Below are 13629 nucleotides of genomic sequence, written 5' to 3' on the forward strand. Positions count from 1 at the left end.
CCTAGCTCGGGCGGTCCCCTTTCGGCAGGGTCTAATAGACGTCGCGTAGATAGCGCTTTTCGCGCTTCAGGCGGTTTACATAGTCGCTTGCGGCTTCGGCGGAAATGCCTGCCTCATCGATTATGATGCTGTGCAGGGTGTCGTCGACATCCTTTGCCATACGGGTCGCATCGCCACAGACGTAGAAATAACCGCCTTCCTCAAGCCATTGATAGAGCGCCTTGCCGTTCTGCCGCATGCGGGTCTGAACATAAATCTTTTCCGCCTGATCCCGTGAGAAGGCGAGGTCGAGGCGGGTCAGCACGCCATCGCGGCTCATGTCGCCAAGTTCGTTTTCATAGATGAAATCCGATTGCCGGTGCTGGTCGCTGAAAAACAGCCAATTCTTGCCCTTGGCACCGCGCGCTTGCCGTTCCTGCAAAAAGGCCCGGAAAGGCGCTATGCCAGTGCCCGGTCCCACCATGATGACAGGCGCATTATCATCCTGCGGGACACGGAATGTCTTGTTGGGCGAGACGAAAATGCCGGCACTCTGCCCGGCCTCTACCCGATCTGCGAGATAGGTGGAGCATACCCCACCACGCTCCCGGCTCTCGGCACGATACCGCACGCTGGCGATCGTCAGATGCACGCTGTTTTTCGCAACCAAGGGGCTGGAGGAAATGGAATAGGCGCGGTGCTGCAAGGGTTTCAGAAAGCTCACGAATTCGGCAAGATCGAACAGGGGTTTCCTACCAAGATTGAGCAAGTCGAGAATATCCTTGCTCCAGAGGAAAGCCGCCAGTTGTTCGCGGTCACCATTCGCAAGGATGTGGCCGAGTTCATCATGACCCGCGCGCTTGCCGATTTCAGCCAACAGTTCGCGCGAGGGCGTTGAAATCTCGTAGGCGTTGAGAAACGCGTCGCCGACCGGCTGGTCCAACCCGGCGACTTCGCCGTCTGCGCCTGCTCCGAAATAGTCGAGCAGCGCGCCGGCCAGTTTCGGATCGTTCAGGGGAACGACACCAAGCGCGTCACCCGCCTCATAGTCGAGCCCGCTTTGGGCAAGATCGAATTCGTAGTGACGGATTTCCTTGGACGAGCCTGGACCGGACAGGCGGCGATTGACGCTGACCTTCGCCGAATAGGGGTTCTTGCGATTCCAGCCCGATTTTACCCGTGCGGGCTGCCCGGCAATGTCGGGCATGGTGACAGCGGCTTCTTTGCCGCCATCGACGGCCAGCGCGAGCGGCAGCGTCTCCCCGATCCACGCGGCGGCCGCATCCTCAAAGTCGATATCGCAATCGATACGCGCTTTCATGCGCTTGCCGCCAAGCTGTTCAAAGCGTGTATCGATAAGTTTGCCCGCCTGGCAGAAGCCGTCATAGCCGGTATCGCCCAAGGCGAGCACCGCAAAATTCATCTCCTCCAGCCGCGGTGCACCGTCGGCGGCGAGCGCCTCCCAGAACAGCTGGGCATTGTCAGGCATCTCACCTTCGCCGTAAGTCGAGGTGACCACAATAACCCGCTTCATCGCGCCGAGACTGTCCATCGAAACGTCGTCCAGCGCCGTCACAACCGGCTGCATACCCTGGGTGCGGGCAGCAGCGGCGATGTCCATCGCCAACGCCTCGGCATTGCCGGTCTGGGTGCCGACAAGGATGTTCAGCACACTGGCCGTTGCTTTGGGAGTGGCGGTAGCCACCGAAGTCTCGAGGCCGATGGCAGCGCGGGAATGGAGCCCGGCCAGAAAACCGGCGAACCAGGCGCGCTGGTCGCCGTTGAAGGGCGCATCCTGTGGAATGTAAGGTATCTTCATCATGCTGCCCTGTTCTGGCTGGATGCGGTGGCAAGGTCCGGGATGGCGCGAGCGGCGAACAGCTCCTCGAAGCCTGGCAGGCGACCGATCTTCTCGATGTTTTTCCGGTTCTGCTGGATGATCCAGCCATAGGTGCCGGGGCTGTCCACCGACCATATGTTGCGGCGCGCCAGTGCCTGCTTGTAGTCGTCTAGCCGCTTGGCGGCGATCATCACCGCAAGCTGTTCATCGCTATGGTTGGACAGCGCCTCCCGGGCGTATTTCAGCAGGCGCTGCATCAGCGCGTAATCTTCCGTGAGGATGAGATTACGCACGGCTTTTTCTATTGTCGGGTCGGAAGGACCGGATGCCATCGGCAATCGTTGCAGGGCGATGGCCTGCGCCATGCTCAACACGGTGTAGTTATTGAGCAGCGCATACATGTCTTCCGTATCCGTCTCACCATAACCGGGCACCGTTCCGTTCAGCACGGCTTTGCGGTCTCGATAGGCGAGCTTGAACTTGCGCAGTTGATGAGCGGCAAGTGCGGAGGCCAGCTCCTCCAGCAGCTCCTTGCGGGGCTTGGCTTTGAGGATTTCGTCGCTGTCCTGATAAAGCAGCAGGGCGCGCGGCATGCCATAGACGAAATTATGCTGCTCACTCTCCCAGTTGTCCAGAAGCCATGCCGCCTTGGCCGAGCCGGTCTCTGTGACATGCAGGCTCAGAAGCTGGTGGACTGCCTGATTGTGGATCGCTGCCTGTTCATCTTCACCGGTGATCGAGCCGAGCAGGATGGAATCATGACTGACCTTCTTCGGCAGATCGCCATAGGGATCATACTGATAAACGAAACCGCCGCTCATGCCGTTGCCGAAACCCTTGCCGAAACTGCCAAGGTTCAGAACCGCGCCGTTGGTCATATATTCGCAGGCGAAATCACCCACGCCTTCGACCACGGCGGTGGCTCCGGAATTGCGCACTGCGAAACGGTCACCCGCCTGCCCTTCCACGAAGGTGCGGCCGCCGGTGGCGCCGAACAGCGCGAAATTGCCGACCAGCACATTGTCACCGGCCTCTTGCGAACCGCCGCCGGGCGAGCGCACGACGATGGTGCCGCCGCAGGCGCTTTTGCCGACGCCATCGTTGCAGGTGCCGGTATGCACCATGACCATGCCGTCATTGCAGAAAGCGCCGAATGACTGACCTGCCGAACCTGAGGTATCGATGCGCACCGACCCCGCTTCCAGGAAACGGCGTCCGCGGCTATCGCGCTTAACGGCTGGAAGCGCGTCCAGCTGCTCATCGGAAAGTTCATGGTTCAACATGCGTTCAATATCAACGGCGAGCTGGCCGCCGACGCTCTTGTTGCAATTGTTGAGGAAACGATTGCCACCAAGCTCGATGTTGTCGCGCTTGCTGTCGACCAGCGCCGAACGCACGAGATCGATGAAGGCATCGTCGAGTGCGAAGTCCTTTTCCATATAGACCGGGCTGTCGATCTTCACCTCTTCGACCACGGCAAGCATTGCCCGGAGGTCAAGCTGGCCGACGCTTGCCGGATGATCGAGGAGGTGAAGAAGGTCTGAACGACCACGGGCTTCCCGCAGCGAGGCAACCCCAAGCCCTGCAAGAATTTCGCGCGTTTCATGGGCGATGTTCATGAGATATTGCGCCAGCGCCCGCGGATCGCCGTTGAAGGCTTCCTGATTGGTGGTGAGACCGGCCGGGCACTTGATGTTGCAGTTCTTCGCCATGACGCATTTCAGCATCATCAGCGCCGTGGTGCCGAATTCGAAGCTGTCGCCGCCGAGTAACGCAGACTTCACCACGTCGCTCGCCGTCTGGTGTGCGCCGGAGCAGCGCAGCAGCACCTTAGCGCGCAGGCCGGTGGCGCACAGCGCCTGATGCACCTCGGCTATGCCGATTTCCGCCGCACGGCCGGTATATTTGAGGCTGGTGACGGCCGCAGCACCCGTGCCGCCGGTATTGCCGGCCACGTTGATGACATCAGCACCCGCCTTGGCGACACCGACCGCAATCGTGCCGATGCCTTCCGACGACACGAGCTTGACGATGACGCGTACCCGCGCCGCCTTGGCATCGTGGATAAGCTGGGCCAGATCCTCGATCGAATAGGTATCATGATGCGGCGGCGGCGAGACAAGCTCGACGCCCGGCGTGCCACCGCGCGCCGCCGCTATCTCAACCGTCACCTTGGGAGACGGTAACTGCCCACCCTCGCCCGGCTTTGCGCCCTGGCCGATCTTGATCTCGATCTCTTCCAGCATCGGATCGGCAAGATAACCGGCCCAGACACCGAAGCGGCCTGAGGCGAACTGCTTGATGCGCGAGGCACGGATGGTGCCGTAACGGGAGATGTGCTCACCGCCCTCACCCGAATTGGACATGCCGCCAACCATGTTGGTGCCGTGGGCAACCGCCTCATGGGCAGCGGCGACCAGCGCGCCGTGGCTCATGGCACCTGATGCGAGGGTCTTGGTGATCTCGCTTGCCTTTTGCACGGTCTCAAGCGGAATGCTTTCCGGTGCGGTCCGGATAAGCGACAGATAGGCGGAGGCCTCACCCTTTGCCTGAACCATGAGCGCGCCACCTTCCAGCCAATGGCCGGCGATGTCGTCGCCGAAGCGGTCGAGCAGCGACTGGCCGAGTGTGGCGAGGCGGGCAAGCTCATGACCGTGCGGGCCGGTCAGCTGCAGCCGGAACGCGCCGTCTCCTGCCTTTTCGCAGCGCAATCCGCGCACCATGAAGCTGTTATTGCCTTGCCGGGAAAAACGCCCCATTTCCCGGCGGAATTCTTCGGCCGAACCGGCAAAGGTCACATCGGCCGGCAGGTCGAGAACATCGCGCAGGGCGGCGGGGCGGCGCGCCCTTTCTTCCGCCATCATCCGGGCGAAGGCGCGGTAACCGGGTGTAACCTCGAATGTGTCGATGGCCTCCGGGGTCAACCGGTCGAAGCTGTTGTGATAATAGGCCGCATCGTTGAGACCGAAGGCATCCTCCAGCCGGTTAAGCGGCAGGAGGCGCAGCGCCTCCTCATTTTCGGTTCCCTTGTCGAAACCGATCTTTTCCTCCGTCATGTCCACGAAGCCGCGAACCGCCGTGGTGCCATAAGAATGGCCGGCACCTTCAGCGCGCTCCTTGAAGAGACCGAGCAACGGAATGTCGTTCTCACCCTTCACCGACAACGCTTTCCGATGCCAGTCGGCCACCGCTTGCGCGATGACGGCAAAGGTGACGCCGCCAACCGGGGTCTTCACATTGGGGAAATAACGCTTGAGAACGGGATCGTTGGTATCGAGGAAATTCGGCTCGAAGAACTCACCGCCGATGTAGCTTTCCGCCGTGCACAGGCCGACTTTGCCCATGGTCTTCATCAGCGACTTTTCAGCCGCCTTGGCGAAGCGCTTGAACGCCTTGTCGGCCTCGGCACCGAATTTCTCTTCCGCACGGAACTGTACGCCGAGCGGATAGACCGCCGAAGCACCGAAACCGAGGCCGGCCGCGATATGATGGGAGGACGAAAACTGACCGCTTTCGACGATCAGGGAAACGCGCAGCCGCAGACCTTCCTCAATGAGCCGTTGATTGATGGCGGAAACGACCATGATCATTGGCAAGGCCGCGCGGCCTGCCGAGACATGCCGGTCGGTGATGACGGCAATCCCGCCCTGCTCGGCTGCGAAAGCCGCAACCTCATCGCAAAGGCCGTCGATCGCCTGCCGGAGGGCCGCTTCATTGGCGTCAGCAGCATCAAAGACTGGCGTATAGAGCATTTCAAAACGACGAAGGGGCGTCTCCGACTGTTCGCGAATGCGCAGCATATCGAGGTGGGTGAGGATCGGGGAGCGCACGACGATCTGGCGGGCTTTAGCCGCACCGCTGTTTGGCTTCGCACCGAGCGCCACCCGCAGCGTCATGCCATCGGCCTCACGAATGCTGTCGAGCGGCGGATTGGTGACCTGCGCGAAACGCTGCGAGAAATATTTGGCCACCCCGCCTTCCTGATCGGACAGCGCATTGATGGCATTGCCATAACCCATGGCCGAGATTTTTTCAGCACCGGAGGCCAGCATCGGGTCCATTAGGAACTTGAAGCTTTCCTGATTGTGCGAATAGGCGACATAACGCTGGTGCCGCTCCAGATCGCCATTGTAGCGAAGCGGCGAACCCTGCTTGTCGGCCTGCACCTCCGGCAGATCACCAAGCATCACGCGCGCTTCAGACAGCAGAGACGAATAGTCCCGCTGCGAGGCAAGAAGCTCCAGCGCCTCGACGGTTGAAAAGGCACGACGCTCGGCGTGGTCGTAATAAAGCATGCCGCCCGCTTCGATGCGGCCACGGCGGATGACGCTTTCCGCCGGAAACGCGATCTGCCCGGCCTCCGACATGACACAGAGATAATCGTCCGTCTCAACGGTTCGCAGTGGGCGCAGGCCAAGGCGGTCGAGGCGTGCGCCGATGATCGTGCCATCGCCGAAGATCAGCGCGGCCGGGCCGTCGTTCTTTTCCTCATAGAGCGAAAAATATTCCAGCATCGCCTTTACACCAGGCGAGAGCGTGTCGTCGTTTTCCCAGGCCGGCGGCATCATCGAGACCACGGCGGTGACGAGGTCAAGACCATCCTCCATCACCCGCGCCTGCAATGTCTGGTCCAGACGGCAGCTATCCGACTGGCCCTTGGGCCTGACGATGCTGGCGTTCTTCGCCAGCGCCACGGCCGCTTCCGACAGCCGGTTTTTCTTGTCGGTGTTGAGTTCGCCATTATGCGCCATCAGGCGGAATGGCTGCGCCATGGAGGGGTGCGGATCCGTGTTTGTGGAGAACCGCGTGTGGAAATACATCGTATGCACTTCATGGCGCGGGTCAGTGAGATCGCAGAAATAGGGCATGACCTCCTGGGAGTTCAGACGACCCTTAAGCACCTGCGTGCGGGCGCTAAGCGAGAGCGGGTAAAAACCGGCAAGCTCCGGCACGGTGTAAGCAAGTGCCTCGATGGCGAGCAGCGCCTTGTGGATGCGCCAGTCGAACTCAGCAAGGGTCGCGCATTCCGCTGGTGCCGAAAAGACCCATTGGCGGATCGGTAATTGATAGGGAATGGCAGCAGCGCGGATGGCCGCATCGATGACCGGCACATCGCGGGCTAGCAGAACCGAAAAGCCCTGCTCCTTTAGGGCGCTGCCGATGATACCGACCGCCTCACCGTGGAATGCCGGGTTCTGCGGCAGGAAAAAATTGCCGACACCGAACCGGCCAGCCTGCAGGGCATCGTTGCCCGTCAACTCACGAAAAAAGGAGAGCGACAGGTCCAGCGACACGCCCGCCCCATCACCAACGCCTTCCGCCGACATGCCGCCGCGATGCGGCACGGCACAGAGCGCCTCATGACCGCGCTTCAGCACATCATGCGTCTGCACGCCATCCTTGCGGGTGATGAAACCGACGCCACAGCTGCTTTTCTCAAAAGCCGCATCGTAAAGGCCGAATTTTTGCTCCGTCACACTCAAGGCACTCTCCTCTCGTTGCGCATTTCGCGCGGCATCGCCCTCTTTCCCGAAACCCGGCGCGTCAGCCGGCACTCTGCGGGCGGAGCCGCAGGCGACCTGGCTGCTCCTCATTCTTCTGCTTATCGGCGTTTAATGGCGCGAACCGTCGATTTGCGGCCGTCAAACGGCTTGGCGGCGATGGCCGCTTTCTCGCAAATAATGATCGTCGTCGTTCGCATCGCGTTCCCTGAAGGCCGGCTTTCCGGCGGTGAGATACACTGAATTACGTCAGTATTGCTTACATAATATTTCATGATCGACCGAGTCAAGATTAAAATTGACCCGGCGCAATAAAAAAACAAAAACGCCGCGAAATCCGACAGGATTCCGCGGCGCAATGGCTGCAGGTGTTGTTAAATTGCCTGGATCACTCCGACGGCATGTCCAGCGTTCGGCTGAACCAAAGGGCAACCAGCGTACAGACAGCACCCGACATCAGGTAAATTCCGACGGCAAACAGTCCGAATTTGGACGAAAATCCCAGTGCGACGAGTGGTGCAAAACCAGCGCCGATCAGCCAGGAAATATCCGAGGTAAGTGATGCGCCGGTGTAGCGGTATTCACGGCTGAAACGGGAGGCGAGCGCGCCGCCTGCCTGGCCGAAGGAGAGGCCAAGGAGCGAGAAACCGATCAGGACGAAAAGATAGCGGCCGATATCACCCGAACTAAGCAGAACAGGTGCCACCAGGCTGAAGAGGCCGATGAGAGCTGCGGCGATAGCCAGAAGCTTCCGACGGCCGATCCTGTCGGCCAGAATGCCCGAAATCACGATCATGCCGCCGCAGATGATGGCGCTGATGAATTGCACGAACAGGAAGTCCGAAACACGCTGGCTGGTATTAAGCGAGACCCAGCTCAGTGGAAAGACCGTAACGAGGTGAAAGAGCGCAAAACTTGCCAGCGGCACGAAAGCGCCGGTGACCACGACCGGAAACTGCGAGCGTAACATCTTGAACATCGGGCGCGGCTCCAGCTCATGCTGTTCCAGCATGGCCTGGAATTCCGGTGTTACGATCATGCGCAAGCGGGCAAAGAGTGCCAGAACATTGAGCGCCAGCGCCACGAAGAACGGGAAACGCCAGCCCCAGGCAAGGAACTCGGCATTGGAAAGCTGCGTGACAAAAATGATGAAAAAGGCACTGGCGAGGCCGAAGCCCATGGCCGCACCGATCTGCGGCATCATGGCGTACCAGCCGCGCTGCTTCTGCGGTGCATTCATGGCCAGCAACGACACGAGGCCATCCCAGGCGCCACCAAGGCCAAGGCCCTGACCGATACGGAAGACAGCCAGAAGGATCGGCGCGAGCATGCCTGCTTCCGCATAGGACGGAAGGAAGCTGATCGCCATGGTGGAACCACAGAGCGTGAAGAGCGCCGCCATCAGCTTGACGGCCCGGCCGAACTTGCGGTCGATCTGGAGGAAGATCAGCGAACCGATCGGCCTTGCGATAAAGGCAAGCGAGAATACCGCAAAGGAATAAAGCGTGGCCGTCAGCGGATCGACGAAGGAAAAGAAGACGTGCGGGAAAACGAGCGCAGAGGCGATGGCATAGATGAAAAAGTCAAAGAATTCAGTCATTCTCGCAAGAATGACCGCAATCGTGATGCGATCCGGATCGACGCTCGTGGGACCAGCCCCGTTTGCCTCCGGTGCCTGCCCAAAGGATGGAGCAGCATTCGTATAACTCATAATATCCCTCCTGCGTCATGGACGAACCATTTCCTGTAACGCGCGGGCTCCTCTTCCGTTGCGTTACGATGCGACGGATTGTCACACGCACCCTACGTAACGTCAATTGAAGTTTGACAATAAAGGGTTGCTCAGTCGGCTGACCATGCGATAATGCAGCCGCTCGCCATTAAACGCAGTACTGCCTGGCATATGGTGCATCGCGAAGGCTTCGCTGCACCGCGACAATATACCTCATTTCAAAAATGACCTTCGGCAATTATTCGCGGCCTAATCCAAACTGTACGAGTTCAAAGAACGTGCGCATGATCAAAAAACTCCCATCCGCCCTTCTGGCAATCCCGGCCCTGCTGTTGCTCAGCGGCTGCAACCTCGTCGTCATGAACCCTTCGGGCGACGTGGCGATCCAGCAGCGCGATCTTATCATCACGTCCACGGTCTTGATGCTGCTGATCATCGTCCCGGTCATCGTCCTGACGCTGTTTTTCGCCTGGAAGTACCGAGAGTCGGCCAAGGCCGAAGATTACGATCCTGAATGGCATCACTCCACGCGCCTTGAAATGGTGATCTGGTCGGCTCCCGTCGCCATCATCCTGATGCTCGGCACGGTGACCTGGATTTCCACCCACCGTCTCGACCCCTATCGCCCGCTGGAACGGATCGACGAGAATCGTCAGGTTACCGCCGATATCAAGCCGATCACGGTCGAAGTGGTGGCCATGGACTGGAAGTGGCTATTCTTCTATCCCGAACTCGGCATCGGCAGCGTCAATGAATTCGCCGCACCCGTCGATGTTCCGATCAATTTCAAGATCACCGGCACCACCGCGATGAACTCCTTCTTCGTTCCCGCACTTGCCGGCCAGATCTACGCCATGGGCGGCATGCAGACCAAGCTGCATGCGGTCATTAACAAGGAAGGTGTCTATGACGGCATCTCGGCCAACTTCTCCGGTCCCGGCTTCTCGCACATGCGCTTCAAGTTCCATGGTCTCAGCCAGCAGGGCTTTGACCAGTGGGTAGCCAAGGTGAAAGAAGGCGGTAAGGGTTTCGGCCGGCAGGAATATCTGGAATTCGCCAAGCCTTCCGAGCGTGAGCCGGTGCAATATTTCGCTTCGGTGGATCCGGAACTCTACAGCGCCATCCTCAACCGTTGCGTAGAGCCCAACAAGCTCTGCATGCGCGACATGATGCATATCGACGCCAATGGCGGCGGCGGCAAGGAAGGCATCGACATCGCCAAGGCGCTGAACTCTGTCGTCTGCACCCCGCTTGCGCCCTATGGCGTCGCCAGCGGTCCACAATCCACTCCGGCTGCTATCGAAGGTCAGACTTTCGAACCTGCGGCGCTGCCGGAAACGAAAAAAGTCGCTGGGTGACGATACGTCCCGGCATTCTACGGCGCGGCCTGTCCGCGCCGATCTTACGTTTTTGAATCGCAAGAGGCTAAAATGGTCGTCAACTCCGATCAAACGTCGTTCCTGTTCGGACGGCTAACCTGGGAGTCAATCCCGCTTCACGAGCCCATTCTTGTCGCCACCTTCGCGGCTGTGGCTCTGGGCGGCATCGCCGTCGTCGGCGCGCTCACCTATTTCCGCCTTTGGGGCTATCTCTGGAAGGAATGGTTCACGAGCATCGATCACAAGAAGATCGGTATCATGTACATCATTCTGGCACTCGTCATGCTTCTGCGCGGCTTTGCCGACGCCATCATGATGCGTGTCCAGCAGGCGATCGCCTCCGGCGGATCGGAAGGCTATCTTCCGCCGCATCACTACGATCAGATCTTCACGGCCCATGGCGTCATCATGATCTTCTTCATGGCGATGCCGATGATCACCGGCCTCATGAACTTCGTCGTGCCACTGCAGATCGGCGCCCGCGACGTATCGTTCCCCTTCCTCAACAACTTCTCCTTCTGGATGACCACGGCCGGCGCCGTCATCACCATGATCTCCCTGTTCATCGGTGAATATGCGCAGACCGGCTGGCTCGCCTACCCGCCGCTGTCCGGCATCGACGGCAGCCCGGGGGTCGGGGTCGATTATTATATCTGGGGTCTGCAGATCGCCGGCGTGGGAACGACGCTATCGGGCATCAACCTGATCGTGACGATCATCAAGATGCGCGCACCCGGCATGACCATGATGCGCATGCCGATCTTCGTCTGGACGTCGCTGTGTTCGAACATCCTGATCGTCGCATCCTTCCCGATCCTGACTGCGACGCTCGCACTTCTGACCCTTGACCGCTACGCTGGTACGAACTTCTTCACCAACGACCTCGGCGGCAATCCGATGATGTATGTCAACCTCATCTGGATCTGGGGCCATCCCGAAGTGTATATTCTGGTGCTGCCGGCTTTCGGTATCTTCTCCGAAATCGTCGCCACCTTCTCGGGCAAGCGTCTCTTCGGTTATGCGTCGATGGTTTACGCCACCGCCGTCATCACCATCCTGTCCTACCTGGTGTGGCTGCACCACTTCTTCACCATGGGTTCGGGCGCCAACGTCAATGCCTTCTTCGGCATCACCACGATGATCATCTCGATCCCGACGGGTGCGAAGATCTTCAACTGGCTCTTCACCATGTATAAGGGTCGCATCAAGTTCGACGTGCCGATGCTGTGGACGATCGGCTTCATGATCACCTTCGTCATCGGTGGCATGACCGGCGTTCTTCTCGCCGTTCCCCCTGCCGACTTCGTGCTGCACAACTCGCTGTTCCTGATCGCCCACTTCCACAACACGATCATCGGCGGCGTGGTCTTCGGCGTTCTGGCCGGTATCGTCTACTGGTTCCCGAAGGCTTTCGGTTACCGTCTCGATCCGTTCTGGGGCAAGCTGTCCTTCTGGTTCTGGTTCATCGGCTTCTACTTCGCCTTCATGCCGCTCTACATCCTCGGCCTGATGGGCATCACGCGCCGCCTCAGCCAGTTTGAAGACAACTCGCTGCAGATCTGGTTCGTGATTGCTGCCTTCGGCGCCTTCCTGATTGCGCTCGGCATCGCCTCCTTCATCATCCAGCTCATCGTCAGCTTCCTGAAGCGCGAGCAGCTGCGTGACGTCACCGGCGACCCCTATAATGGCCGCACGCTCGAATGGTCGACGTCTTCCCCGCCGCCGCAGTACAACTTCGCCTTCACGCCGGTCATTCATGACGTGGATGCCTGGCACGACATGAAGAAGCGCGGTTACAACCGTCCGCTGGAAGGCTTCATTCCGATCCACATGCCGAAGAATACCGGTGCAGGCGTGATCATCAGCGCCATCAGCGTGGTGCTCGGCTTCGCCCTGGTGTGGCACATCTGGTGGCTCGCCGCGCTGTCCTTCATCGGCGTCATCGCGGTCTCCATCGCCCACACCTTCAACTACAATCGCGATTATTACATTCCCGCATCCGACGTTTCGACCGTCGAGGCGGAGCGTACGAAGCTGCTCGCGAAACAGGCGTAACGGAACATGGCTCATACACCTGCACAAAGCGTCGACGGCGCTGAACCACCGGTCTTCTACCTGAAGGAAGACCACCACCCGGAAAACGGCACTTCGATCGGTTTCTGGCTTTATCTGATGAGCGACTGCCTGATCTTCGCCGTGCTCTTCGCCACCTATGCCGTTCTCGGCCGCAGCTATGCGGCCGGTCCTTCGGGCGCGGATCTTTTCGATCTCAAGCTCGTGGCCATCAACACCGGCTTCCTGCTGTTCTCCTCCATCACCTATGGCTTCGCCATGCTGGAAATGGAAAAGCAGAAGGTGAAGTCGACGCTGGTGTGGCTCGGCATCACCGGCCTCTTCGGTCTCGCCTTCCTTGCCGTCGAACTCTACGAGTTCCATCACCTGATCGAGGAAGGTGCCGGCCCGCAACGTTCGGCGTTCCTTTCGGCTTTCTTCGCTCTGGTCGGCACCCACGGTCTGCACGTCACCTTCGGTACCATCTGGCTCATCACGCTGATGGTACAGGTGGCAAAACATGGCCTGATCGCCGCAAACAAGCGCCGCCTGATGTGCCTTTCGATGTTCTGGCACTTCCTTGACGTCATCTGGATCGGCGTCTTCTCCTTCGTTTACCTCATGGGAGTTCTTTGATGAGTTCCGAAGCACACGCACATCACGACGCGCATGGCGACGACCATCATCATCATGATGGCGCAAGCCACGGCACGTTCAAAAGCTACATGATCGGCTTCATCCTGTCGGTCATTCTGACGGCTATCCCCTTCTGGCTGGTCATGGGTGGCGTTCTTGAAAACAAGACCCTGCTCGTCATCGCGATCATGGGTCTCGGCGTCATCCAGATCTTCGTGCACATGATCTACTTCCTGCACATGGACACCAGATCCGAAGGCGGCTGGACCTTCATGGCGCTGATCTTCACCGTCGTAGTTCTCCTGATCACGCTCTCCGGCTCGCTTTGGGTCATGTACAACATGAACAAAAACATGATGCCGCTGCACATCGAAGATGTGAAAAACCTGCCCTGAGCAGCAAAAATCAACGGCCCGCCGGACAGCCGGCGGGCCGCCTTGCGCGTCAACACATAACCCCATGAATCGTGGCGCGATTTATGGGGTTATTTGCTGGAGGAAGCGCATGCGG

At 59.4% G+C, this 13629-nt stretch carries 7 protein-coding genes; 4 read left to right on the forward strand and 3 right to left on the reverse strand.

The window, feature by feature from the left end:
- Positions 1-31: 31 nt before the first annotated feature.
- From ACFVTJ_RS16390 to ACFVTJ_RS16400, 3 genes are all read right to left on the reverse strand, one after another.
- The gene (locus tag ACFVTJ_RS16390) at positions 32-1801 is read right to left on the reverse strand and encodes a sulfite reductase flavoprotein subunit alpha (RefSeq protein ID WP_386909091.1); all 1770 of its coding nucleotides are present in this window, start codon (positions 1799-1801) and stop codon (positions 32-34) included.
- Positions 1798-7302: a glutamate synthase-related protein gene (locus ACFVTJ_RS16395; RefSeq protein ID WP_386909093.1), complete on the reverse strand. Its 5505-nt coding sequence runs from the start codon at positions 7300-7302 to the stop codon at positions 1798-1800. Before ACFVTJ_RS16395 ends, ACFVTJ_RS16390 begins: the two co-directional genes overlap by 4 nt.
- A 406-nt stretch (positions 7303-7708) precedes the next feature.
- The gene (locus ACFVTJ_RS16400; protein WP_386909095.1) at positions 7709-9031 is read right to left on the reverse strand and encodes an MFS transporter; all 1323 of its coding nucleotides are present in this window, start codon (positions 9029-9031) and stop codon (positions 7709-7711) included.
- Positions 9032-9336: 305 nt separating this feature from the next.
- Here ACFVTJ_RS16400 and cyoA point away from each other — a divergent pair, with 305 nt between their 5' ends.
- From cyoA to cyoD, 4 genes are all read left to right on the forward strand, one after another.
- Complete coding sequence (cyoA, locus tag ACFVTJ_RS16405) at positions 9337-10410, forward strand: ubiquinol oxidase subunit II (RefSeq protein ID WP_386909097.1); 1074 nt, start codon at positions 9337-9339, stop codon at positions 10408-10410.
- A 72-nt stretch (positions 10411-10482) separates the two neighbouring features.
- The gene (gene cyoB, locus ACFVTJ_RS16410; protein ID WP_386909099.1) at positions 10483-12486 is read left to right on the forward strand and encodes a cytochrome o ubiquinol oxidase subunit I; all 2004 of its coding nucleotides are present in this window, start codon (positions 10483-10485) and stop codon (positions 12484-12486) included.
- Positions 12487-12492: 6 nt separating this feature from the next.
- A complete protein-coding gene (cyoC, locus tag ACFVTJ_RS16415; RefSeq protein WP_386909101.1) occupies positions 12493-13119 on the forward strand; it encodes a cytochrome o ubiquinol oxidase subunit III in 627 nt (208 codons plus the stop codon).
- Positions 13119-13514, forward strand: a complete 396-nt coding sequence (gene cyoD, locus ACFVTJ_RS16420; RefSeq protein ID WP_386909103.1) for a cytochrome o ubiquinol oxidase subunit IV — start codon at positions 13119-13121, stop codon at positions 13512-13514. Before cyoC ends, cyoD begins: the two co-directional genes overlap by 1 nt.
- Positions 13515-13629: the final 115 nt, after the last annotated feature.

It is taken from the genome of Agrobacterium sp. NPDC058088, assembly GCF_042885035.1.
Classification (GTDB): domain Bacteria; phylum Pseudomonadota; class Alphaproteobacteria; order Rhizobiales; family Rhizobiaceae; genus Agrobacterium.